Genomic DNA, 25309 nt, shown 5'->3' on the forward strand with positions numbered 1-25309 from the left:
CGGAGCGCATGTCGTTAACGGTAACGATTGGATAACGAGGAGCCGTCTTCGGTTTGGCGCACGGCTTCAGATGTCGTACGCTGGTCCTGCGCCAATGAGGGCGATATCTCCATCCGATTTCGTTAACGCTAACGAGTCGGAGGTAACAAACTCCGGGCACGCTGGCGTGTTTCGGTACCCAAGGGGTGAGACGTGACGAACTTGCTTGAGTTGAAGGGCATCTCCAAGACCTTCCCCGGCGTGAAGGCGCTGTCCGACGTGGACCTCGACCTTCGCGCTGGAGAGATCCTGGGGCTCTGCGGAGAGAACGGCGCCGGTAAATCGACGCTCATGAAGGTTCTCACCGGTATCCACAAGGCGGATCCGGGCGGCGAGATCTGGCTCCAAGGCGAAAAGGTCGACCTCAAGGGGCCGAACCACGCCCGGGACCTCGGCCTGAGCATCATCCACCAGGAGCTCAACATCATCCCCGACCTGACGGTCGCGCAGAACCTGTACATCGGTCGCGGCGGCTCCCACAGGGGCAGCTACATCAACGATCGCAAGCTCATCAAGAACGCCGCCGCGCTCTTCGAGCGCCTCAACATGGACCTCAATCCGACCGACGTGTGCCGCGACCTCACCGTCGCGCGCCTGCAGATGCTCGAGATTGCCAGGGCCCTGTCCTACGAGTCGACGAAGATCCTCGTGATGGACGAGCCCACGGCTCCGCTCACGACGACCGAAACGGAGTCCCTCTTCACCCTGGTCCACAACTTCATCACCCCGGAGACCGGCCTCATTTTCATCACGCACCGCATGCCCGAGCTCAAGGAGCTGACGGATCGCATCTCGGTGCTGCGCGACGGCCAGTACGTCGGCACGGTCGAAACCGCGACGACGCCGCTGTCCGAGGTCATCCGCCTCATGGTCGGCCGCGAGGTGCCCGCCGACGCCCGTCCGACCACGAAGCCCCTCTCGGAGGAGGTCGTCCTCAAGGTCGAGCACCTCTCGACGAAGAAGGCCGTGCACGACGTGTCCTTCGAAGTGAAGAAGGGTGAGATCTTCGGATTCGCGGGCCTCGTCGGCGCCGGTCGCACCGAGGTCGCCCGTGCCCTGTCTGGCGCCGACCCCCACACGAGCGGGGATGTCTACATCCACGGCAAGAAGGTGCGGATCCGCACCGCTGCGGACGGCGTGAAGAACGGCATCGGCTACCTGTCCGAGGACCGCAAGCAGTACGGCCTGCTCCTCGACAAGACGATCGCCTTCAACACCGGCCTGGCCGCGATGGAGCAATTCACGACCGCGAGCGTCATCAACGCGAAGAAGATCGAGGCCGTCGCGAAGGAATACGTCGAGAAGCTGCGCACGCGCACGCCCAGCGTCAACGTGGATGTCCGCTCCCTCTCCGGCGGCAACCAGCAGAAGGTCGTCATCGCGAAGTGGCTCGCGAAGGACTCCGACATCCTCATCTTCGATGAGCCGACCCGAGGCATCGACGTCGGAGCGAAGGACGAGATCTACACGCTCCTCGAAGAACTCGCCAAGCAGGGCAAGGCCATCATCGTGATCTCGTCGGAACTTCCCGAGGTCCTCCGGCTCGCGAACCGCATCGCAGTCATGGCCCACGGCCGCATCATCGGCACCCTCGACAATGAGGAAGCCACCCAGGAAAACATCATGGAACTGGCCACCGTCGGTCAGGAACAAGCGAATGGAGTAGTCGCGTGAGCACTGACGCCACCAAGGCGGCCAAGCCCACCAGCCCGGTGGCCGCCTTCATCAAGTCCAACATGCAGCTCGTCATGGTGATCATCGCCCTGGTCATCATCTACGCGTACTTCATGTTCGCCGCCCCGAACTTCGCGCAACCCAAGATCTTCACCGACATCCTCCTCCAGGCCGCATACACGGGCGTCATGGCCCTCGGCGCGACTTTCGTCATCGCGACCTCCGGCATCGACCTCTCCGTCGGCACGGGCATGACCCTCGTCGCAGTCATGGCGGGCGTCTTCCTCTCCGGCGACTTCCTCAACCTGCCGCTCGGCCTCGGCCTGATCCTCGTCCTCCTCTTCGGAGCCTTCGTCGGACTCATCAACGGCGTCAACGTGTCGGTCCTCGGCCTTCCCCCCTTCATCGCGACACTCGCGATGATGATGGTGGCCCGCGGCCTCGCGCTCATCATCTCCGGCAAGTCCACGATCTCCATCGCGAACACGGACTACATCGCCCTGTCGACGGGCAACCTCATCCCCGGCATCTCCAACGCCGCGCTGATCTTCATCCTCCTCACGGTCCTGGCCGCCTTCCTCATGAACAAGACCCTCCTCGGCCGCTACGCCCTCGCGATCGGCTCGAACGAGGAGGCGACCCGCCTCTCCGGCGTCAACGTCCGCCTGTGGAAGGTCGTCATCTACGTCACCGCCGGCGTCTTCATGGCCCTCGGCGCGATCCTCTACTCGGCCCGCTTCGGCTTCGTCCAGCCCGCCGAAGGCGTCGGCTTCGAACTCAACGTCATCGCGGCGACCGTCATCGGCGGCACCTCGCTCTCCGGCGGCCGCGCCTCCATCCCCGGCGCCCTCGTCGGCGCGCTCATCATGGAGACCCTCAAGAAGGGCCTGACGATGATGGGCGTCGCCTCCGAATGGCAGCTCGTCGTCACCGGTATCGTCGTCCTCCTCGCAGTCTTCATCGACAACGTTCGCCGCGCTCGCGAGAACGCCGCCTGATCCCAGAGATCTTTCCCCCAACGGACATCGCCGTCCACACGAAGAATCGGGAAGACGTCCGTCGACCCGAACCCATGAAAGGAAAACACATGCGCCCCATCGGACGTATCGTCGCCGTCGCCGCCGCCGGCACCATGGCACTCGGCCTCGCCGCGTGCTCGACCTCCACCGACACGAGCAAGCCCGCTGAAGAAGCGGCCTCGGGCACCACCGCAACCACCGAGGAAGCGGCCGAAGAGTCGACCGACGTTCCCAAGGGTGATGGCACCAAGACCATCTACCTCGTCTCCAAGGGCTTCCAGCACCGCTTCTGGCAGGCCGTCAAGGAAGGCGCCGAGCAGGCGGGCGAGGAGTTCAACTACAAGGTCGAATTCGTCGGTCCCGATGACGAGACCAAGGTGACCCAGCAGCTCGACCAGCTCACCGCCGCCCTCGACACCAAGCCCGCCGCCATCGGCCTCGCCGCCCTCGACACGGGCGCCGCCTCCTCGATCCTCGACCAGATCAAGGCCGCGGAGATCCCGCTCGTCGCCTTCGACTCCGGCGTCGACTCCGACCTCCCGCTCACCACGGTGTCGACCGACAACTACGCCGCCGCCGAAGAAGCCGCCAAGCACATGATCGAGCTGCTCAAGGACAAGACCGGCTCCGTCGGCCTCATCTGCCACGACGCCACCTCGCAGACCGGCAAGCAGCGCTGCCAGGGCTTCAAGGACTACTTCTCGAAGAACGCCCCCGAGGGCCTCAAGCTCCTCGACGAGCAGATCGCCGGTGAGGTCGGCAAGGCCGCCGACACCTCGAAGGCCATCATCCAGGCGAACTCCGACATCGTCGGCATGTACGGCTCGAACGAGGCCGCCGCGACCGGCGCCATCCAGGGCGCCAATGAGTCCGGCAAGACCCTCACGGTCGTCGGCTTCGACTCCGGCAAGACCCAGATCGCCGCGATCAAGGACGGCTCGCAGGCCGGCGCCGTCACCCAGGCCCCGAAGCTCATGGGCTACAAGACCGTGACCGCCGCGATCCAGGCCATCAACGGCATCGCCCTCCCGAAGACGATCGACTCCGGCTTCTACTGGTACGACAAGTCCAACATCGAAGACCCGACCATCGCCCCTAACCTCTACGAGTGACGCATGACGGCCAGGGGCGGGTCCACGACCGGGCCCGCCCCGCCTGCGCCCTCGGCCACAACAGACGCTCATCCAGTCCCCGACTGGGCGAACACGGACGACACATCGAAACTGAAGGATTTGGGAATAATGACTGATCACCCCCGTATCGGAATCCGCCCGACCATCGACGGTCGTCGCCGCGGCGTCCGTGAGAGCCTCGAAGAGCAGACGATGGGCATGGCTGAGCGGGTCGCCAAGCTCTTCTCGGAGAACCTCCGCTACCCCGACGGCGCCCCCGTCGAGTGCGTCATCGCCGACACGACCATCGGCCGCGTGAACGAGGCCCAGGCCTGCGCCGAGAAGTTCAAGAAGAACAACGTCGGCCTCACCCTCACCGTCACCCCCTGCTGGTGCTACGGCACCGAAACGACCGACATGGACGCGACCATGCCGCACGCGATCTGGGGCTTCAACGGCACCGAGCGCCCGGGCGCGGTCTACCTCGCCGCCGCCCTGGCCGGCCACGCCCAGATCGGCATCCCCGCCTTCGGCATCTACGGCAAGGACGTCCAGGACAGCGACGACGATTCGATCCCCGAGGACGTGCGCCAGCGCCTGCTCGACTACGCGACCGCGGGCCTCGCCGTCGCCCAGATGAAGGGCAAGTCCTACCTCTCCATGGGCTCGGTGTCCATGGGCATCGCGGGCTCGGTTGTCAACCCCGACTTCTTCGGCGCCTACCTCGGCATGCGCAACGAGTACATCGACATGTCCGAGTTCACCCGTCGCATCGACGAGGGCATCTACGACCACGAGGAGTACGAGAAGGCCTACGCCTGGATCCGTGAGAACCTCACCCAGGGCGAGGACTTCAACATCCCCGAGGAGCAGTTCCCCGAGAAGTACGAGGAGTGGTGGAAGTTCACCACGAAGATGACCCTCATCGGCCGCGACCTCATGAACGGCAACCCGAAGCTCGCGGAGATGGGCTTCGAAGAAGAGGCCGGCGGTCACGGCGCGATCGCGGCGGGCTTCCAGGGACAGCGCCAATGGACCGACCACTTCCCCAACGGCGACGTCATGGAGACGCTGCTCAACACCAACTTCGACTGGAACGGCCCGCGCCAGCCCAACGTCCTCGCCACCGAGAACGACTCGCTGAACGGCACCTCGATGCTGTTCAACTACCTCCTCACGAACACGCCGCAGATCTTCTCCGACGTGCGCACCTACTGGAGCCCCGAGTCGATCGAGCGCGTGACCGGCTGGAAGCCCGAAGGCCGTGCGGCGGTCGGCCTCCTCGACCTGCGCAACTCCGGTTCCACCACCCTCGACGGCGCGGGCCTGTCCCTGCGCGACGGCGAGAACGTCATCAAGCCCTGGTGGGAGATCACCGAGGAGGACGAGAAGGCCGCTCTCGCAGCGACCACCTTCCACCCGGCGGCCACCGGCTACTTCCGCGGCGGCGGCTTCTCGACCCACTTCCGCACGGCGGGCGAGATGCCCGTGACGATGTGCCGCGTCAACCTCGTCGCCGGCCAGCCGGTCATCCAGATCGCTGAAGGCTGGACGGTCGAGCTGCCCGACGAGGTCGCGACCCTCATCGAGGAGCGCACCGACCGTGCGTGGCCGACCACCTGGTTCGTCCCGAACCTCACGGGCGAAGGCGCCTTCAAGTCCGTCTACGACGTGATGAACAACTGGGGCGCCAACCACGGTGCGATCACCTACGGGCACATCGGCGCCAAGCTCATCACCCTGGCCTCGATGCTCCGCATCCCGGTGAACATGCACAACGTCCCCGAAGAGCAGATCTTCCGCCCCAAGGCCTGGTCGCTCTTCGGCACCGAATCCCTCGAAGCCGCGGACTACCGCGCCTGCGAGAAGTTCGGACCGCTGTACCGCTGACACCCGAGGTGGGCGGGCCGCTCGGCCCGCCCACCCTGGGCCCACCCTGGGCCCGTCCAGGCCCGCCCAGGCCCGCCCAGGGGCTGTTCAGCGCCCTCGATCCCGATCAGCTCCTCGACCGATCCTCCCGCCCGCCGCCCCGACGGCTCTCACACGAGTCGGCGCCCGAATCTTCTGGCGCGTTTCAAGGAAGAGCCGCGCCCTCGACACTGATGTCGCCCCGAATCCGGAAGGAAGATAGATGACCACCGCACTCGCCGTCGACCTCGGTTCCGCTTCCGGACGCGTGCTCGCAGGCACGATCGTCGACGATCGGATCGAGGTCACCGATATCCATCGCTTCAAGCACCAGGCGATCCGCAAGAACGGCTCCCTGATCTGGGACGTCGACACGATGCTGGAGGAGACGATCATCGGCCTGCGCAAGGCCGTCGAACTCTTCCCCGATTCCGTGTCCGTCTCCGTCGACACCTGGGGCGTGGACTTCGTCCCTCTCGATGAGGATGACGAGCGCGTCGGCGAGGCGCGCGCGTACCGGGATGAACGCACGACCCGCACCCTCGAGCGCTTCCGCGAGCTCGTCGACGACCGGGTCTTCTTCGACATGTCGGGCAATCAGCCCGCGACGATCAACACGGCGAACCAGCTGGTGGCCTTCCGCCTCGAGGACCCCGAGCTGGCGGCGCGCACCAGGCGGATCCTCTTCCTGCCCGACTATTTCGCCTTCCGCCTCAGCGGAGTCAAGGGCTGGTCGCGCACCATCGCCTCCACTTCCGGCCTGTGCGAGCCGGGGGCCCGGCGATTCAACGACGAGATGTTCACCCGGCTCGGCATCGAGCGCTCGTGGGTCGGGGAGCTCGATGAGGACCTCACGGTCGTCGGCCCCTGCACCGTTCCCGGCCTCGAGCGCCTCACGGTCGTTCGCGGGGGCGCCCACGATTCGGCCTGCGCGGTCCACGGCCTGCCCATCGACGAGGGCGTGCGCGCCTACTTCCTCTCGGCCGGGAGCTGGTCGGTCCTCGGCGCGATCGAGGCCGCCCCGATCATGTCGGATGCCGCGTATGAGATCGGCTTGACGAATGAGGGGCGGACCGATGGGGGAGTCCGTCCGCTGTTCAACATCACGGGCATGTGGATCCTCCAGGAGATCCAGCGCCAGTGGGAGCGCGAGGGCACGCCCACCGACACCGATGAGCTCGTCGCCCAGGCGCGCGCTTGCGCGCCCTGCACCCACTTCTTCGATCCTGATGATCCGCGCTTCGCCGAGCCCGGGGAGATGCAGCAGAAGATCGATGCGGCGCTCGATGAGCAGGGCGCTCCGCATCCGAGTTCGATGCCGGAGTACGTGCGCCTCATCATCGAGTCCTTCGCCAGGCGCTACGCCCGAGCCGTCGACGACCTGGCCCGGATCTCCGGGACGCGGCCCGACCAGCTCAACATCGTCGGCGGAGGCTCGCGCAACCGCCTCCTGTGCGATCTGACGGCCCGGCTCGCCAAGGTGCGCGTGGTCGCCGGCCCGATCGAGGCCTCGACCCTGGGATCGCTCCTCGCGCAGCTCGAGATCCTCGGCCATCTCAACCCCGCCGACCGTCCGTCGATCATCGCCGCATCCGCGAAGACCCATGTCCACACGCCGGCTCGCGACTAAGAAGGTCTCCCTCGCGGACGTCGCCGAGCTCGCCGGAGTCTCGACGAATACCGTCTCGCGCGTCGTCCGCGGGGATCCGGAGGTGGCGGACGCGACGCGCAAACGGATCACGACCCTCCTCAACGAGGTCGGGTACCGTCCGAACTACGCTGCGCGGGCGCTCGCGGCCAAGCGGACCGGCGTCCTGCACGTCCTCCTCGCGGCGCCGATGTTCCACGGCCACGGGCGGGTCCTGCTCTCGGTGCTCAACGCCGGTTCCGAGGCGGGCTATCACGTCTCACTCTCCAACGCCTACCGCGCGGACGGGAGCCTCGGATCCGATGTCGCGCCTTTCGACGTCGATGCGGTCGTCATCCTGGCCGGCCAGGATCCGACCGTCGAACTCGCCGTTGACATCGGCAAACGCGTCCCCACCGTGCTCGTCCTCACGAGCGAGAAGGGGCTCGACGGGATCTCGACCGCCGCGATCGACAATGTGAAGGGCGCGCGCCTGGCGACGCAGCACCTGCTCATGCAGGGCGTGAGCGACATCATCCACGTCGCGGGGCCCTCGGGATGGTCCGATGCCGCGATGCGCAAGCAGGGGTTCCTCCAAGCGTGCGACGAGTACGGCGTCCAGGGGCGCGTGATCGAATCGCAGTCGTGGAACTCCCAGGACGGATACGACGTCATGGGCTCGGTTCGGCGCCTTCCCGAGGCGGTCCAGACCGCGAACGACCAGCTCGCCCTCGGCGCCATGCGCCTCATCCACGAACGCGGGGCCGGAGTGCCCGGGGATGTCAAAGTCGTCGGCTTCGACGACATCGACGGCGCGGACTGCTATTCGCCCCCGCTGACGACGATCCGCCAGCCCTTCGACCGTCTCGGCCGGACCGCGGTGAGGATCGCCCGATCCATGATCGAGGGCGGCTCGACCGAGGACGTCACCATCGACCCGGAACTCGTCATCCGCGCGAGCTCTACTTTGTGAAAGGACAGTGCACATGATCTACGGCGCTCTTACGCACCCCCAACTCCTGCGGGCTCTCGCCGCGGCCGGACACGGATCCAAGATCCTCCTCGCCGATGCGAACTACCCGCACACGACCGGTGTGAATCCGAGGTGCGAGCTCGTCTCCTTGAACTTCGCGCCGGGCATGCTCGACGTCATCCAGATCACGGAGGTCCTCAAGCAGGTCTGCCCGATCGAGAAGGCGGAGATCATGGTCCCCGCGCCCGACGCCGAGCAGGTGGAGATCCCGATCCACGACGAGTTCAAGGCGCTGCTGCCCGATACCGAGTTCGCGGAGCTGTCGCGTTTCGACTTCTACGATGCGGCGCGTTCGGAGGATGTCGGCATCATCATCGCGACCGGTGAGCAGCGCCTCTACGGGAATCTGCTCCTCACCGTGGGCGTCCGTCAGCCGGGGGAGTGACACGCGAGGGGCGGCTGCCGATGAATCGGACAGACGCCTGAGCAGCAGCTGCAACAACTCGGACATTGGTCGACTTTCGTAGCCGGATTCGGCTCGAAAAGGCGTCCGGTGTCCGAGTTGTCGCCTTATGTTCATCGGAGAGTCTGCATCACCGCCCGATTCGGCCTTCGAACATGTGCGCATGGACAGATGCTCCTCTTGAGATTTTTCGTTTTTCTCCCTAAGCTCACTCGAAGAGAAAGTGAATCGACAAAGATTCGAAAATCGCGGAGAGGTGATCGCAGGTGGGCCGAGCCGAGAGGACCAGCTTCATCCTCGATACTCTCGCCAGGGACGGCGAAGTATCGGTTTCGACCCTCGCTGAGGCCCTCGACGTCTCCCCCGTGACGATCCGCACCACGCTCAAGGAGCTCGAAGACGAGGGCTACCTCGTCCGCACGCACGGCGGCGCACGGCCCACCGCCTACCGCAACATCCGCCTGCGCCAGAACGACCGCATCGCCGAGAAGGAGCGGATCGCCCGCGCCGCGGCCGAAATGGTCCGCGATGACGACCGGATCATGATCGAAGCGGGCACCACCTGCTCGCTCGTCGTCAAGTACCTCACCGCCCGGCGCGGCATCCAGATCGTCACGAACTCGCTCCTCGTCTTCGCCAACGCCCGTCCCAATCCGAACATCGACGTGACGCTCACGGGCGGCCGCTTCCACGCGGAGACCGAATCCCTCATCGGCCCCGTCACCGAACGGGCTCTCAACGCCTTCAACGCGCGCCTCGTCTTCCTCGGCACCGACGGCTTCGGCGTCGATCGGGGCCTGACCACGCAGCTCGCCGAAGGAGGGCATGTGGGCACGCTCATGCGGGCCCGCGCCGAAGAGACGTGGTGCCTCGCCGACTCGTCCAAGTACGGGCGGGCCGGCTTCGTCAGCTTCATGGGGATCGAGGATGTCACCGGGATCATCACCGATGGCGGCCTCCCCGAAGAATCCATCAAGGAATTGACCGAGCGCACGCGCGTGCGCCTCGTCTAGGAGGAAACACATGGCCGCCATCGTGGTGATGCCTCAGCTGGGCAACTCTGTGGAGTCCTGCATTATCGTCGAGTGGCTGATCAAGGAGGGCGACGAGGTCGCCGTTGACCAGACGCTGTGCTCGATCGAGACTGACAAGTCCACCATGGAGGTCCCCAGCACCGAAGCGGGCACCGTCCTCAAGCTCCTGTGGGAAGAGGGCGACGAGGTCCCGGTCAAGGACCCGCTCATCATCGTCGGCGCCCCCGGCGAGGACGTCTCCGCCCTCGTCCCCGGTTCCGAGGGCGGGGCCGAAGCGCCCGCCCAGGCCGAAGCGGAAGCCGCTCCGAGCCTCGAGGAAGCCCCCGCCCCCTCCTTCGCGACCGCCGCCGCGACCGGCGCGGTCTCGCCGCGCGCCCGGGCGCTCGCGGGCGCCAAGGGCATCGACGTCTCCGCCATCGCCGAGGGCTCCGGACCGCACGGCCGCGTCATCGAACGCGATGTTCAGGCCGCGATCGCCGCGGGCCCGGCCTACACCTCCGCCGCCCAGCACATCGGCGGAACGGCCGAGACCGGCACCGGCCTCGGCGGGCGCGTCACCACCTCCGACCTCGCCCGTCCCGCGGCCGAAGCCCCCGCGGCCGTCGCGGCCCCCGCGCTCGCGATCCCCGCGGCCGACTTCCCGGGCGCCTCCACTTCCGAGAAGCTCAAGGGCGTCCGCAAGGTCGTCGCCCAGCGGATGATGGCCTCGCTCGCTCAGAGCGCTCAGCTCACCCTCAACACCTCCGCGAAGGCCGACGGCCTGCTCGCGATGCGCAAGAAGTTCAAGAACTCGGACGAGTCCCTCGGCCTGAGCCGGATCACCCTCAACGACCTGGTCTGCTACGCGGTCGTCAAGGTCCTCCCGAAGTACCCCGTGTTCAACTCCCACCTCGAGGACGGCGTCCTGACGACCTTTGAGCAGGTCCACCTCGGCTTCGCCGCCGATACCCCCCGCGGCCTCCTCGTCCCGGTGATCCGCTCGGCCCAGTCGCTCACCCTCAAGCAGTTCTCCGCGGAGGCCAAGCGCCTCGGCGCCGCGGCGAACGAGGGCGCCCTGTCGCCCGACCACCTCAGCGGCGGAACCTTCACCGTGTCGAACATCGGCGCTTTCGGCATCGAATCCTTCACGCCCGTCATCAACCTGCCCCAGACCGCGATCCTCGGGGTCGCGGCGATCACGCCGCGCCCCGTCGTGAACGCCGACGGCACCATCGGAGCCGAGCAGCGTATCGGGCTGTCCCTCACGATCGACCACCAGGTCATCGACGGCGCCGACGGCGCCCGATTCCTCAAGGACCTCGTCGCCGCGATCGAGAACATCGACATCACGGTCCTCGCCTGAGAGCCCCTCGAAGGAGAAAACAATGACTGAAACCCATTTCGACGTCATCATCCTCGGCGCGGGCCCCGGCGGATACCTCGCCGCGGAGCGCCTCGGCCACGCCGGCAAGAAGGTCCTCCTCATCGAGGAGCAGTACCTCGGCGGCACCTGCCTCAACGTCGGCTGCATCCCGACGAAGACCCTGCTCGCCGGGGCGAAGAACTATCTCCACGCCAAGGAGGCCGGCCAATTCGGGGTCGACGTCACCGGCGTCACCCTCGACTGGGCGCGCCTGCAGGCCTGGAAGGACCAGGTCGTCAAGGGCCTCGTCTCCGGCGTCGCGGCCACTGAGAAGCGCGCCGGGGTCACCGTCGTCAACGCCCGCGGGCACTTCGACGGCCCGGGGCGCGTGAGCGCCGAGGGCGTTCAGTACACCGCCGAGCACGTCATCATCGCGACCGGCTCGGTCCCCGCGGTCCCGCCGATCCCGGGAGCCAAGGACAACCCCGCGGTCGTCGACTCGACCGGCATCCTGTCCCTGCCCGAGGTGCCGGGGCGCCTCGCCGTCATCGGCGGCGGCGTCATCGGCGTCGAGTTCGCCTCCCTGTACGCGACTCTCGGCTCCGAAGTCACGGTCATCGAGATGACCCCCGAGATCCTCCCCTTCATGGATGACGACATGGCCGCGAAGATGCGCAAGGCGATGAAGGACATCACCTTCGAGCTCGGCTGCCGCGTCGAATCCCTCGACGGCGCCACGGTCCACTACTCCAAGGGCGAGGAGAAGAAGTCCATCGAGGCCGACGTGGTCCTCATGGCCGTCGGCCGGCGCTCGGCGACCTTAGGCTGGGGAGCCGAAGAAGCCGGACTCGAGATCAACCGCGGCATCGTCGTGGACGACTGCATGCGCACGAACCTGCCCAACGTCTGGGCGATCGGCGACGTCACCGGCCGCTCGCTCCTGGCCCACGCCGCCTACCGCATGGGCGAGATCGCCGCCGCCAACATCTGCGACCCCGAAGCCGCCAAGCGTGGCGAGGTCATGCGCTGGAGCACCGTGCCGTGGGCCGTCTACTCCAACCCCGAAGCGGCGGGCGTCGGCCTCACCGAGTCGGCGGCGAAGAAGGAGGGCCGGGAAGTCCTCGTCGGCAAGGTCCCGGCGCAGATGTCCGGCCGCTTCATCGCGGAGAACGGCTTCAAGGCCCCCGGCGAGGCGAAGATCCTCGTCGATCCGGCGACCCACCAGATCCTCGGCATCCACGTCCTCGGCGCCTACGCCGCCGAGATGATCTGGGGCGCGCAGGCCGTCCTCGAGATGGAACTCACCGTCGAGGACCTCCGGCAGGTCGTCTTCCCCCACCCCACAGTTTCCGAAGTCATCCGCGAAGCGGCCTGGGCCGTCAAGCTCTGAAACCCCACCGAGAAAGAAGCAAGCCAACATGACGAAGTCACTCATCGTCGATCCCGCCAAGGTGCGTGCGGCCGGCCGCGTCGAGTTCCCCGAGGTCCCCGTCAACCAGTACGCCTTCGACCTCGACACCGAGCTCGGGCGCTACGGCCGTGACGGCATGGTCAACATGCTCCACGATATGATCGTCGTCCGGACCTTCGAATCGATGCTCGACTCGATCAAGAAGACCGGCGAATGGCAGGGCATCGCCTACAACCACAAGGGCCCGGCCCACCTCGGCATCGGTCAGGAATCCGCCTACGTCGGCCAGGCGGCCGTCCTCACCCCCGATGACCAGGTCTTCGGATCGCACCGCTCGCACGGCGAGATCCTCGCCAAGTGCTACTCCGCGATGCGCCAGATGCCGGCCGACCGGCTCGAGGCGATCATGAAGGACTTCCTCGGCGGCGAGACCCTCTCCTTCGCCGAGAAGATCGACTACGCGGACACCGCCGAGCTCACCGAGAACTTCATCCTCTTCGGCGCCCTCGCCGAGATCTTCGCCCGCAAGGCGGGCTTCAACCGCGGCCTCGGCGGTTCGATGCACACCTTCTTCCTGCCCTTCGGGTCCTACCCGAACAATGCGATCGTCGGCGGCTCCGCCCCGGTCGCCAACGGCGCGGCCCTCTTCAAGCGGATCAACCGCAAGCCCGGCATCGTCGTCTCCAACGTCGGCGACGCCGCGCTCGCCTGCGGCCCGGTCTGGGAGGCCATGAACTTCGCCGCCATGGACCAGTTCCGCACGCTGTGGCGCGAGGAGGACGGCGGCAACCCGCCGATCCTGTTCAACTTCTTCAACAACTTCTACGGCATGGGCGGCCAGACCTTCGGCGAGACCATGGGCTACGACATCCTCGCCCGCGTCGGCGCGGCCCTCAACCCCGAGGCCATGCACGCCGAGCGCGTCGACGGCATCAACCCCCTCGCCGTCGCCGATGCGGTCTCCCGCAAGAAGAAGATCCTCGAGGAGGGCCGCGGCCCCGTCCTCATGGACACCATCACCTACCGCTTCTCGGGCCACTCGCCCTCGGACGCGTCCTCGTACCGCACGAAGGAAGAGGTCGAGCTCTGGGAGAACGTCGACTGCATCAAGGAGTACTCCGAGCTCCTCATCTCCAACGGCCTGACCACGCAGTCCGACATCGACGACTACAGCGCGGCCCTCACCGAGAAGCTCGTCAAGGTCCTCAAGCTGGCGATCGATGAGGAGAACTGCCCGCGAGTCGCCGACGGCTACATCGACACCGTGATGTTCTCCAACACCCCCACGGAGAAGATGGCCGAGGGCGAGGCCGAGATCGACCTCGCCGACAACCCGCGCGTCAAGGCCCTCGAGAAGAAGGTCCGCACCGCCTTCGATGAGAACGGCAAGCCGGTCTCGAAGATGAGGATGTACCAGTTCCGCGACGGCCTTTTCGAAGCGATGCTCCACCGCTTCAAGGAGGACCCGACGATGGCGGCCTGGGGCGAGGAGAACCGCGACTGGGGCGGCGCATTCGCCGTCTACCGCGGCCTCACCGAGGCCCTGCCGTACCGCCGCCTCTTCAACTCGCCGATCGCCGAGGCCTCGATCGTCGGCGCCGGCGTGGGCTACGCGATGGCCGGCGGCCGCGCGGTCGTCGAGCTCATGTACTGCGACTTCCTCGGCCGAAGCGGCGACGAGGTCTTCAACCAGATGGCCAAGTGGCAGTCGATGTCCGCCGGCCTGCTCAAGATGCCGCTCGTCCTGCGCGTCTCCGTCGGCAACAAGTACGGCGCCCAGCACTCCCAGGACTGGTCGGCCCTCACCGCCCACATCCCCGGCCTCAAGGTCTACTTCCCGACCACGCCGACCGATGCGAAGGGCATGCTCAACCTCGCCCTGCGCGGCACCGACCCGGTCGTCTTCTTCGAGTCCCAGCTCCTCTACGACAAGGGCGAGGAGTTCGAGCCCGGCGGCGTTCCCGAGGGCTACTACGAGACCCCCGAGGGCGAGCCGGCGATCCGCCGCGAAGGCACCGACATCACGATCGCGGGCTACGGCGCCACGATCTACCGGGCCCTCGAGGCCGCCGACATCCTCCAGGAGAAGTACGGCATGAGCGCCGAGGTCATCGACCTGCGCTTCGTCGCCCCGCTCAACTACGACAAGCTCATCGCCTCGGTGAAGAAGACCGGCCGACTGCTCCTGACCTCGGATGCGGTCGAGCGCGGCAACTTCCTCCACACGGTCGCCGGCAACGTCCAGACCCTCGCCTTCGACGCCCTCGACGCGCCGATCGCGATCGTCGGCTCGCGCAACGGCATCACCCCGGGCCCCGAGTTGGAGTCCTACTTCTTCCCCCAGCCCGAGTGGATCATCGATGCGATCCACGAGCGCATCGTCCCGCTCCCGGGGCACGTGCCCTCCACCAACCAGACCGAGGGCGAGATCGCCCGTCGTAACCGCCTCGGTCTGTGAGGCCTCCCGGCGGGCGGGCTCGACCTGCCCGCCGGGCCCCGCCCTCGTCCCACTTCCCCGCGCGGACCCGCCCTCGTCGCCCAGGACCGGGCTCGCTCCGCGCACACGTCAACCCCCACGCTCACGAGGAACCGATGGACGCCACCAATGACGCGCGCCTGACCCAGGCAGAGCGCCTCGAAGCCCTGAAGGCCGCGATCCGAGGCGAGGCCTTCCCCGATTGGGTCGCCGAATCGAACAACCACATTCACACGTGCTACTCCTTCAGCCCCTACACGCCGACGGAGGCCGCGCTGCGCGCCCGTCGCGCAGGGCTGCGCGTCGTCGGCTCGGTGGACCACGATTCCATCGGAGCCGCGGCCGAGATGACCGCCGCCTGCCGCGCCCTCGGCATGGGGTCGGTCACCGGCTTCGAGATCCGGGCCTTCTTCGACCCGGACGGCCCCTTCGCGACCCGCAAGCTCAACAATCCGGACTCCGAGGGCGTCGCCTACATGACCGTGCAGGGCGTTCCCGCCCCCGCGCGCGAGAAGGTCGCCGAGTGGCTCGCGCCGAAGCGCGCCGCACGCCTCGAACGGACCCTGAAGATGGCCGCCGCCGCGAACGGGATCCTCGAAGGGCTCGGCCTCGATCCCTTCGACCCGCAGGCCGACATGGTCGGCATCTCCCAGTACGACAACGGGGGCGGCATCACCGAGCGCCATCTGCTCGCCGCGATGGCGACCTCGCTCATCAAGGGCTTCGGCCGCGGCCCCTCCCTGATCGGGGGCCTGGAGAAGATGGGGGTTTCGATTCCCCCCACCCTGGTCGGCGCCCTCGGCGACGCCGACAACCCGCATCTCATGTTCGACCTCCTCGGCCTGCTCAAGGCCGAATACCTCGATCGGATCTACATCCAGCCCGGCGACGAGCTCCCGACGGCCGCCGAGGTCGTCGCCTTCGCCGATTCGATCGGCGCGATCGCCACTTACGCCTACCTCGGCGACGTGTCGGCCTCGCCCACGGGCGACAAGAAGGCCGAGAAGTTCGAGGACGAGTTCCTCGACGAGCTCTTCGAGAAGCTGGAGGAGCTCGGTCTGCGCGCCGTCACCTACATGCCGCCGCGCAACACTGCCGCCCAGCTCGCGCGCATCCACGAGCTCGCGCTCAAGCACGGCATGCTCGAGATCTCCGGCGTCGACATCAACCAGCCCCGCCAGCAGTTCAACTGCCCTGAACTGCGCGCCCCCGAGTTCGCCGACCTCAACGAGGCGACGTGGGCGATGGTCGCCCACGAGGCCCTGAGCTCCATCGACCCCGGGCTCCATCTGCTCGGCTCGGGGCGCATGAGCCCCGAACGCCTGGCCGAGCGCATCGCGGACTACGCCCCCCTGGGCCGCGCGATCGCCGATGGCGCCGACCCCGCAGAACTCGCCGCAACGGCCCCCAGGGCCTGAGCGGTCACGCACAGTACTCCGGCCGATCATCGCTGTCGGCCCGCCACGGAAGGACACATCATGACTCATGCGCCCCTCGTCAGGGGACTCTTCCTGGGTGCGCTTGCCCGCCCGGTGATCGTCCGCGCCACGCAGGCTCCCGCGGCCCTCGACCTCGGCGACGATCCGCGCGCCATCGACCCCGCCTCCCTGGCCGGGACCGATCTGCCCGTCGTCGTCTCCGTCGGAGGCGAGACCTATGAGGTCACCGGCCAGGCCGTTTCCGACCGGGCCATCACCGGCCGTGTCGCCCTCGTCACCGGCGGGGCGCAGGGCTTCGGCGCAGAGATCGCCAAGGGCCTGGTCGACCAGGGCTGCTTCGTCTACATCGCCGACCTCAACGCCGAGGGCGCGAGCGCGAAGGCCGCCGAACTCGGTGAACTCGCCCACCCGATCGCCGTCAACGTGGCCGACGAGGACTCGGTTTCGGCGATGGTCGAAGAGATCGAGCGCGTGACGGGCGGTCTCGACCTCGTCGTCTCGAACGCGGGCATCGTCCGCGCCGGCTCCGTCCTCGAGCAGGACACCGCCGCCTTCCGCCTGTCGACCGACATCAACTACGTCGCCTTCTTCCTCGTGACGAAACACCTCGGCGGCCTCCTGGCCCGTCAGTACGAGACTTCGGGCGGATGGCTCACCGACATCATCCAGATCAACTCGAAGTCCGGACTCGTCGGCTCGAACAAGAACGCCGCCTACGCGGGCTCGAAGTTCGGGGGCATCGGCCTCGTCCAGTCCTTCGCCCTCGAGCTCGTCGAGCACGGCGTGAAGGTGAACGCGATCTGCCCGGGCAACTTCTACGACGGGCCGCTGTGGTCCGACCCGGTCAAGGGCCTCTTCGTCCAGTACCTCGAGTCGGGCAAGGTCCCCGGCGCGACGACCGTCGAAGAGGTGAAGGAGGCCTATGTCTCGAAGGTCCCGATGCGCCGCGGTGCGAACGGACTCGACGTGCTCCGCGCGATCTTCTACCTCGTCGAACAGGCCTATGAGACCGGCCAGGCCCTGCCGGTGACCGGCGGCCAGGTCATGCTCAACTGACGCTCGAGCGCCGACCGGCCATCGGGCGGCGCGCACCCCACAGGCGATACCGCCCCCACCTCCAAGCGAAGGACGCGACATGCCCACCTATCCCGAATCGCAGTACGCAATCCAGATCGTCGGCAAGGACGAGTTCATCGTCAACGATCGCAAGCCGATCGATCCGGTCGGCCCGCATCAGATGATGCTCGAGGTCGAGGCCTGCGGCATCTGCTTCTCCGATACGAAGCTCCTCCACCAGTTCGATTCGCACCCGCGCAAGTCGGAGGTGATCGCGGGCATCGATCTCGAGGCCCTCGCTGAGATCCCCGGCTATCGCCCCGGAACCCAGCCGACGACCCCCGGGCACGAGCCGGTCGCCCGCGTCGTCGAGGTCGGTGAGAAGGTCACGCACTTCAAGGTCGGCGACCGCGTCCTCGTCCAGGCGGACTGGAAGCACCTGCGGACCGCGAAGTCGAACGGGGCCTTCGGGTACAACTTCGACGGCGCCCTCGAGGAGTTCGTCGTCGTCGACGAGCGCTGCGTCGTATCGCCCGAGGGCGAGGAGTTCCTCATCCACGTCAGCGATGGCCCCTCGGCGGCGGCCGTCGGCCTCATCGAGCCCTGGGCGACGGTCGAGGGCTCCTACGCGTGGGCCGAACGCGATCACATCGCCGACGGGGGCGCGCTCCTGGTCGTGGGCGAGGGCTCCGTCGATTCGCTGACGGCCGAGCGCGCCCCCGCCTCGGTGGAGCGCGTCGAGGCCTCCGTGGCGGCGCTCGACGCCCTCGAGGGCCGGACCTTCGACGACATCGTCGCCTTCACCGCCGATCCCGAGGTCATCGAGAAGGCGTCGCTGCTGCTCGGGACCCGCTCGGTGATGTGCGTCGTCCTGAACGGTGGGACGATCTCCCGGAAGGTGTCCTTGGACATCGGCCGCGTCCACTACGACTTCATCCGCTTCTGCGGCACGACCGGGTCGGACCCGGCGGAGGGCTACGCGTGGATCCCCGCCAACGGCGATCTGCGCGAGAACGACAAGTGCGCCTTCATCGGCGCCGCGGGCCCGATGGGCGTCATGCACACGATGCGCGCCGTCACCTCGGGCGTGCCCGGGCTCAGCGTGGTCGGCACGGACCTGTCGGATGAGCGCCTCGAGAACCTCAAGAAGGTCGTCGGCCCGACCGCTGAGAAGAACGGCGTTCCGCTGGAGATCCTCAACACCTCGACGAGCCCCCTCGAGTACGGCTACACCTACGTCACCTGCCTGGTGCCCGTGCCGCCGCTCGTGTCCCAGGCGGTCGACATGTGCGCCGAGGGCGCGATCCTCAACGCCTTCGCCGGCATCCCGGCGGGGACCTTCGGCGATTTCGACCTCCAGGGCATCATCGAACGCAGGATCTTCATGCTCGGCACCTCCGGCTCGGATGTGTCCGATATGCGCACGGTCCTGCGCAAGATCGAGGCGGGGATCATCGACACGACGATCTCGCTGTGGGCGGTCACCGGCATGGCCGGGTTCGGCGATGCGATCAACGCGGTGATGGATCGGACCTCGGGCGGCAAGATCATGGTCTTCCCGAAGCTCCACGATCTCGGTCTGACGCCGGTGTCCGAGCTCGCCGAGAAGTTCCCCGAGGTCGCGGCGAAGCTGGAGAACGGCTTGTGGACCAAGGCGAGCGAGGAGGCGCTGCTCGCGACGGCGAAGTGAGCGTCATCGTCTGAGCCTTCAGTCTGAGCCTTCGGGCGCTTGCGGCCCCGTCCTCGTCGAGCGAGGGCGGGGCCGAGGGCTTCGCCGGGCGGGCGGGAAAGCGCGCTATCTCAAGAAGAAGGCTTCGGCGAGGAGTTCGAGTTCGGAGGAGAGGGCCCGTTCGGCGAGGACCCTCGACATCTGGACCGGGTGGTCGGTGATGACCCCGTCGGCGGATGAGGCGGCGAAGCGGCGCATCGAGTCCTCGGAGTTGACGGTCCAGACGAAGACCTTCTTGCCGGCGGCGTGCGCCGAGTCGACGAGGGATTCGGAGAAGACCCCTTCTTCCATCACGAGGTGGTCGGAGGGGATGCCCGCGGGGTCGCCGAAGGAGAAGAAGTAGAGGTAGCCGGTCGCGAGTTCGGGCAGGGCCGCCTCGATGACGCGGATGAGGTCGAGGTCGAGCGAGAGGAGGACGACCTGATCCTTCATCCCGCGAACCCGGATCATCTCGGCGACGTCCTCGGCCATGCGGCGATCCGCGGTGGAGCCCTTGAGCTCGATGAACAGCCCGATGCGGTCCTTCGCGGCGTCGAGCATCTCCTCCAGGGAGGCGACGGGGCGCGAGGGGGAGCCGGGGGTGAAGGCGTTGGCGATCGAGAGCGACCGGATCTCCTCCAGGCTTATCTCCTGCGCCGAAGAGGGGCGTCCCGCGACGCGCGAGAAGGTGTTGTCATGGTTGATGACGTAGTGGCCGTCGCGGGTGCGCTGGACGTCGATCTCCGCCCAGGCCACGCCTTCGCGAATCGCTCCTTCGAGGCCGGCGAGAGAGTTCTCCGCGTCGAGGTCGCCGCCCGCGCGGTGTGCGACGATCTGCATCTCCTCGCTGCCGCTCGCGCCCTTCGCCTCGGCGCTGAGCGCCCCGGATGCGAGGAGCGCGCAGGAGGCGATGAGGAGGACGAGGGCGGAGAAGCCGAGTGCGAGGAGGCGCCTCAGAGCGCGGCCCCCGTCCGGATGCGGCGTCGTCGTGGCGCGAGGGGCGAGCTCAGGGGCTTCGCGGCGGGCGAAGCGCCGGACGACCACGCGGAGCTGCAGGGGGACTGCGATGAGGAGCAGGAGGAGCGGCAGGCCCGTGAAGAGGCCGCCGAGGAAGAGCAGGGAGAAGCGCTCGAAGGAGGCGGAAGCGGGGAAGAGGGAGGCGAGCATGCTCGTCCCTCCCGTTGCCAGGCCGATGAGGAGCAGGGAGCCGAGAAGGAAGGGGGCGCCGAGGAGGAGGGCGTCGAGGAGGAGTCCTTTCCAGTCGGCGCTGACGAAGCGGATCGAGGCGAGCATCGCGCGGCCGGGGGTGAGGTTCTTCATGAGCATCGCGGGGATCGTCGCGATGAGGAGGAAGGCGAGAAGGCCGATCGTGATGAGGGCGGCTCCGTAGAGGGCGGAATGGAGGCGGTTGCCGGCGATCGCCTCGGTGACGAAGGCGGGGACTTCGAGCCAGTCGAGTGCTTCGATTCGCGGTCCGATCCGCACGAGCGGCGCGATGACGAGGATGTAGGGGATGAGGAGCAGGGCGCTCGGGTGGAGGAGGCGGGGGAAGGCCCTGAGGGCCGCGAGCAGGAGGGTCCGCGCGTTCGGAACGGGTCTTCCTTCGAGGCGGGCCTGAGCGGCGACGACGTAGGCGACGACGTCGAGAACGAGGAGGAGGGCCGCCAGGAGGAGGGACAGGAGGATCGCCGCGAAGCCCTGGGCGCTCAGCAGGAAGCCGCGCGCATCCCCGGAGGTGAATGCGGCCCGTCCGCTCCTCGCGAGCAGGAAGGTGAGGGCGATCCGGTACGCGGGGAGGAGGATGAGCAGCGCGATCGATTTGGAGAGCGCGATGTAGCGCAGGTAGAGCCACAGATCGAGGCTGAGACCGCCGAAGAGGAGCGGCAGCCGGCCGAGGTATCGACGCGGTTTCGAGGAGGGGGACGTGTGCGGCACGGGCGTTTGTCTCCGGGTGGGCGGCGTGAGGGCGGGTTTCGATGCTACTCGAGGAGGGTGTTTCGTCGCGATCGTCTTCGACGAGGGCGATCGTATTGCTCCTCGTGAAACGGCCCCGTCCTCGTCATCGACGAGGAGGGGGCCGTTGAGGGCTTCAGGGCGAATGCCCTTGTCATCGCCCGCAGTGGGGGCTCACTGCCAGTAGTCGAGCTTCTCGGCGATGCCGATGTCCGCCGAGTGGAAGACCGGGTCCTTGCCTTCGCGACGCTGCTTGGCGTAGTCGTTGGCGGCGTCGAAGGCCTTCTTGCCGAGGATGAGGATGACGGGCAGGTTGATGAACGCCATGAGGCCCATGAGGATGTCGCCGATGTTCCAGGCGAGGGCGAACTCGAGGAGGGCGCCCGCGAAGACGAGGAGCGAGGCGACGGTTCGGAAGATCTGGAGCGCCCAGATCGGGATCTGGCGGTCGCCGGCGAGGAATCGGAGGTTGACCTCCGCGTAGTAGAAGTTGCCGATGATCGTCGTGAATCCGAAGAGGAGCAGGGCGAAGGAGGTGAAGGGCACGGCGAATCCGCCGAGGGCCGTCGCCATCGACTGCGCGACGAGGGGAGCGCCCTTGAGCTCCTCACTGCCCTGGACGCCGGAGGAGAGGATGACGAAGGCGGTGATCGTGCAGATGACCATCGTGTCGATGAACACGGAGAGCATCTGGACGAGGCCCTGCTTGACCGGGTGCGAGACGGAGGCGGTGGCTGCGGCGTTCGGCGCGGAACCGACACCGGCTTCGTTGGAGTAGAGGCCGCGCTTGATGCCGTGCATCATCGCAGAGCCCGCGAAGCCGCCGAAGATCGCCTGGAAGTCGAAGGCGGACTTGAAGATCTGGCTGAACATCGCCGGGATGTTCTGGTAGTTGAAGATGATGACGATGATGCCCGCGATCAGGTAGATGACGGCCATGATCGGAACGAGGACGCCCGCGACGTTGGTGAGGCGGCGCGTTCCGCCGAAGATGGAGATCGCCATCGCGATGGCGAGAACAGCGCCGAGGGCGTAGGGGGTCCACGAGGCGTGGAACCAGGAGTACTGGGTGAAGGCGTCGACGACGTTGAAGGAGGCGAGCATGTTGAAGCCGCCCATGTAGGTGAGGATGAGGGCGATGGCGAATACGACTGCGAGCCAGCGCTGTTTGAGGGCGATCTGGATGTAGTAGGCCGGGCCGCCGATGGAGTGGTCGTCCTTGCCGTGCCCGCGCTTCTTGTAGATCTGGGCGAGGGTCGATTCGACGAAGGCGGAGGCGCCGCCGAGGGTGGCGATGACCCACATCCAGAAGACCGCTCCTGCGCCGCCCAGTGCGATGGCGGTTCCGACGCCCGCGATGTTGCCGATGCCGACGCGCGAGGCGGTCGAGACCATGAGGGCGCGGAAGGAGGAGACCTCGTCCTTCTCGTGGGGCGGTTCGGTGACGACGCGGACGGCTTCGCTAAACATCCGCAGCGGCAGGGCGCGTGAACGGATGAAGAAGTAGAGTCCTGCGCCGATGAGCAGGATCACGAGGATGTAGGTGTAGAGCGCGTCGGAGACGAGCGTGAGGTAGCCGTTGATGATGTCGCTCAACGTTTTCGGTTCAGAAGACATGATCGATCTCTTGACTGAAGATGGGGGTCGCCGGAAGTGTGGCGACGATGACCCGCTTACTGTACCGGAATGGTCAAGGGTGGGTCACGTTTTTCCATTTCGATGACCATAGGCGCTCTTGCCTTTGGTCATTTCTTCATTGACGAGGGCGATGCCATCCGGGACCGGGGTCAGGCGAGTGAGAGGAAGAGCCTTTCGAGCTCGCCCACCTTCTCGCGGGTGCCGTCGTCGTTGAGGCAGTCGCGCATGGCGCCGGAGATGATGGAGAAGCCCGCGCGTTGGAGGGCGGAGTTGACGGCCGCGAGCTGGGTGACGATGTCGCGGCACTCCTTCTCCTCTTCGATGGCGCGGATGACCGCGTCGAGTTGGCCGCGTGCGCGCTTGAGCCGGTTGAGGACTTTGCGCCTCGCGGCTTCGCGTTCGGCCTCGTCGTCCTGGGGGAGGGGGGACTCGGTGTTCACTGCTGATGCTCCTTCGCGGTGTGGTCGTCTCCTGGTGGCGGTGCGTGGGATCCTCTGCGCGAGCCCTTGCTGGAAGAATACCCCCGGGGGTATGGTCTTCTCAAGATTGTCACCGACTTGAAGGAGTCGAAGGACTCATGAACACCATCGTCGTCATCGGCGGCGTCGCAGCGGGGATGAGTTGCGCCGCCAGGCTGCGCCGCCTCGATGAGAAGGCGCGCATCATCGTCCTGGAGAAGGGCGACGACATCTCCATCGCCTCCTGCGGCCTCCCCTACTTCGTCTCCGGGGAGATCGAGCAAGAGCGCTCGCTCCGGGTCCAGACCCCCGCCTCGATCGGGGCTTCCCTCAACCTCGATATCCGGGTCGGCCATGAGGCGCTGTCCATCGACCGGGAGCGCAGGACCGTGCGAGTCCGATCCTCGGCGGGGGAGGAGGAGCTCTCATACGACGCCCTCCTCCTCGCGCCCGGCGCGCGGGGCGTCGAGCTGCCCATTCCCGGAATCGGCCTTCCTCAGGTGCGGACGCTGCGGTCGATCCCCGATGCCGTCGAAGTGGCGGGAATCGCGAAGAACGGCGGGCGGGCCGTCGTCATCGGCGCGGGCTTCATCGGACTCGAAGCGGCTGAAGCCCTCGCGCTCGCCGGAATGGAGGTCGCCCTCGTCGAGGGGACGGACCACGTCCTTCCCCCCGTCGAAGAAGAGCTCTCCGCCCTCGTCCTCGACGAACTCGAAGGGCTCGGGCTCAGAGTGATCGAATCCGCCCGAGTCACCGGAATCGAAGAAGTCGGGCAGGGCGCGCGCGTCCTCATCGAGGGACTCGAGCCCCTCGAAGCCGATCTCGTCCTCGTCGCAGTCGGCACCCGCCCCCGCTCCGAACTGGCTGAAGCGGCCGGACTCGAACTCCAGCGAGGGGCGATCGTCGTCGACGAGCACGGGCGCACCTGCGATCCGAGGATCTGGGCCGCCGGCGATGCGGTCCTCTCCCGCAGCGCGACGACCGGGGCCCTGCGTCCGATCCCTCTCGCAGGGCCCGCCAGCCGTGCGGGCAGGCGGATCGCCGACGACATCGTCTCGGTCATCGGCGCCGAGGGCGCAGCGTCTCCCCGTGATGCGGGGACCAAGGCGATCGCCGCGCCTCTCGGCACCGCGATCGTCCGGGTCGGACGCCTCCAAGTCGCCATGACGGGGGCGAATTCCCGTGAACTCTCGCAAGCGGGGGTGCCCTTCCGGACGATCCACGCCCACCACAATCAGCACGTCGCCTACTTCCCGGGTGCGCAGATGATGGCACTCATCGTCCACGTCGGTGAAGACGGGGCGATCCTCGGCGCGCAGGGTGTGGGCAGGGACGGCGTCGACCGTCGGATCGACGTCCTCGCCACCGCGATCCGAGCCGGCCTCAAGGCGGAGGACCTCGTCGACATCGACCTCGCCTATTCGCCTCCCTTCGGAGCGCCGAAGGATCCCGTCAACATGGTCGGCATGGTCGCGGAGAATCTGAACTCCGGTCTGCTCGAGCTCTGCTACCCGTGGCAGCTCGAGGAGATGCGGCGGACTCATCTCGTCCTCGACGTCCGCCGACCCGATGAGATCGAGCGCGGACCTCGGGTTCCGGGGGCCCTCGGAATCGCCCACACCGAACTGCGCGACCGCCTGGACGAAGTGCGAGAAGCCGCAGGCGGAAGGCCCGTCCTGGTCCACTGCGCCGCCGGAGTGCGCTCCTACCTCGCGCACCGGGTGCTCGCCGAGGCCGGGTTCGTCTCGACCTCGCTCTCGGGCGGGATGAACACGCTCAAAGCCTGGGCGAAGCGCCACCCCGGAACGCTCGAGTACTGACGGCTCCCGCCGCCCCCGTCTTCCCGTACCGTCCCCTCACCTCTCCCGTCCGCTCCCTTCCGCGTTCTCGGACGCTCCGTTCCGCCCGGGGTTCAGGCCTTGAGCGGACAAGGGCTCTGAACGGGAATCGGCCTCGGACGAGCGCGGATGAGGCGCGGT

The 25309-nt window shown here is 67.3% G+C and carries 18 protein-coding genes; 15 read left to right on the plus strand and 3 right to left on the minus strand.

What is annotated here, in order from left to right:
- Nucleotides 1-192: 192 nt before the first annotated feature.
- The 14 genes from HD592_RS03200 (at nucleotide 193) to HD592_RS03265 (ending at nucleotide 19263) form a co-directional block, all read left to right on the plus strand.
- Nucleotides 193-1713, plus strand: a complete 1521-nt coding sequence (locus HD592_RS03200; protein WP_184451836.1) for a sugar ABC transporter ATP-binding protein — start codon at nucleotides 193-195, stop codon at nucleotides 1711-1713.
- Entirely contained in the window at nucleotides 1710-2711 is a 1002-nt protein-coding gene (locus HD592_RS03205; RefSeq protein WP_184451838.1) for an ABC transporter permease, read from the plus strand. Before HD592_RS03200 ends, HD592_RS03205 begins: the two co-directional genes overlap by 4 nt.
- An 89-nt stretch (nucleotides 2712-2800) precedes the next feature.
- Nucleotides 2801-3844, plus strand: coding sequence for an ABC transporter substrate-binding protein (locus HD592_RS03210; RefSeq protein ID WP_184451840.1), 1044 nt, complete (start codon nucleotides 2801-2803; stop codon nucleotides 3842-3844).
- Between the two features lie 129 nt (nucleotides 3845-3973).
- Nucleotides 3974-5734 carry an L-fucose isomerase gene (locus HD592_RS03215; protein WP_154475140.1) on the plus strand — a complete coding sequence of 587 codons (1761 nt, stop codon included), beginning with the start codon at nucleotides 3974-3976 and terminating at the stop codon, nucleotides 5732-5734.
- 241 nt (nucleotides 5735-5975) lie between these two features.
- On the plus strand, nucleotides 5976-7382 hold the full coding sequence (locus HD592_RS03220; RefSeq protein WP_184451842.1) for a rhamnulokinase: 1407 nt from the start codon (nucleotides 5976-5978) through the stop codon (nucleotides 7380-7382).
- Entirely contained in the window at nucleotides 7357-8352 is a 996-nt protein-coding gene (locus HD592_RS03225; protein WP_184451844.1) for a LacI family DNA-binding transcriptional regulator, read from the plus strand. Before HD592_RS03220 ends, HD592_RS03225 begins: the two co-directional genes overlap by 26 nt.
- A 13-nt stretch (nucleotides 8353-8365) precedes the next feature.
- Nucleotides 8366-8797: an RbsD/FucU family protein gene (locus HD592_RS03230; protein ID WP_154475138.1), complete on the plus strand. Its 432-nt coding sequence runs from the start codon at nucleotides 8366-8368 to the stop codon at nucleotides 8795-8797.
- 284 nt (nucleotides 8798-9081) lie between these two features.
- On the plus strand, nucleotides 9082-9828 hold the full coding sequence (locus tag HD592_RS03235) for a DeoR/GlpR family DNA-binding transcription regulator (protein WP_184451847.1): 747 nt from the start codon (nucleotides 9082-9084) through the stop codon (nucleotides 9826-9828).
- 10 nt (nucleotides 9829-9838) lie between these two features.
- Nucleotides 9839-11191: a dihydrolipoamide acetyltransferase family protein gene (locus tag HD592_RS03240; RefSeq protein ID WP_184451849.1), complete on the plus strand. Its 1353-nt coding sequence runs from the start codon at nucleotides 9839-9841 to the stop codon at nucleotides 11189-11191.
- A gap of 22 nt (nucleotides 11192-11213) precedes the next feature.
- Complete coding sequence (gene lpdA, locus HD592_RS03245; protein WP_154475136.1) at nucleotides 11214-12581, plus strand: dihydrolipoyl dehydrogenase; 1368 nt, start codon at nucleotides 11214-11216, stop codon at nucleotides 12579-12581.
- 28 nt (nucleotides 12582-12609) lie between these two features.
- Nucleotides 12610-15060: an alpha-ketoacid dehydrogenase subunit alpha/beta gene (locus HD592_RS03250; RefSeq protein WP_154475135.1), complete on the plus strand. Its 2451-nt coding sequence runs from the start codon at nucleotides 12610-12612 to the stop codon at nucleotides 15058-15060.
- Between the two features lie 134 nt (nucleotides 15061-15194).
- Nucleotides 15195-16496 (plus strand): PHP domain-containing protein, encoded by a 1302-nt coding sequence (locus HD592_RS03255; protein WP_184451851.1) that lies wholly within the window; start codon nucleotides 15195-15197, stop codon nucleotides 16494-16496.
- Between the two features lie 60 nt (nucleotides 16497-16556).
- Nucleotides 16557-17573 carry an SDR family NAD(P)-dependent oxidoreductase gene (locus HD592_RS03260; RefSeq protein ID WP_154475133.1) on the plus strand — a complete coding sequence of 339 codons (1017 nt, stop codon included), beginning with the start codon at nucleotides 16557-16559 and terminating at the stop codon, nucleotides 17571-17573.
- Between the two features lie 79 nt (nucleotides 17574-17652).
- A complete protein-coding gene (locus HD592_RS03265; RefSeq protein WP_184451853.1) occupies nucleotides 17653-19263 on the plus strand; it encodes an alcohol dehydrogenase catalytic domain-containing protein in 1611 nt (536 codons plus the stop codon).
- A 105-nt stretch (nucleotides 19264-19368) separates the two neighbouring features.
- Here HD592_RS03265 and HD592_RS03270 read toward each other — a convergent pair whose 3' ends face one another.
- The 3 genes from HD592_RS03270 to HD592_RS03280 form a co-directional block, all read right to left on the minus strand.
- Nucleotides 19369-21216, minus strand: a complete 1848-nt coding sequence (locus tag HD592_RS03270; protein ID WP_184451855.1) for a glycerophosphodiester phosphodiesterase family protein — start codon at nucleotides 21214-21216, stop codon at nucleotides 19369-19371.
- 192 nt (nucleotides 21217-21408) lie between these two features.
- Nucleotides 21409-22851: an alanine/glycine:cation symporter family protein gene (locus tag HD592_RS03275; RefSeq protein WP_184451857.1), complete on the minus strand. Its 1443-nt coding sequence runs from the start codon at nucleotides 22849-22851 to the stop codon at nucleotides 21409-21411.
- A 170-nt stretch (nucleotides 22852-23021) separates the two neighbouring features.
- Nucleotides 23022-23312, minus strand: coding sequence for a metal-sensitive transcriptional regulator (locus HD592_RS03280; RefSeq protein WP_184451859.1), 291 nt, complete (start codon nucleotides 23310-23312; stop codon nucleotides 23022-23024).
- A 137-nt stretch (nucleotides 23313-23449) separates the two neighbouring features.
- Here HD592_RS03280 and HD592_RS03285 point away from each other — a divergent pair, with 137 nt between their 5' ends.
- A complete protein-coding gene (locus HD592_RS03285; protein WP_184451861.1) occupies nucleotides 23450-25150 on the plus strand; it encodes an FAD-dependent oxidoreductase in 1701 nt (566 codons plus the stop codon).
- The last annotated feature ends 159 nt before the right edge of the window (nucleotides 25151-25309 follow it).

It is taken from the genome of Schaalia hyovaginalis, assembly GCF_014208035.1.
Classification (GTDB): Bacteria; Actinomycetota; Actinomycetes; order Actinomycetales; family Actinomycetaceae; genus Pauljensenia; species Pauljensenia hyovaginalis.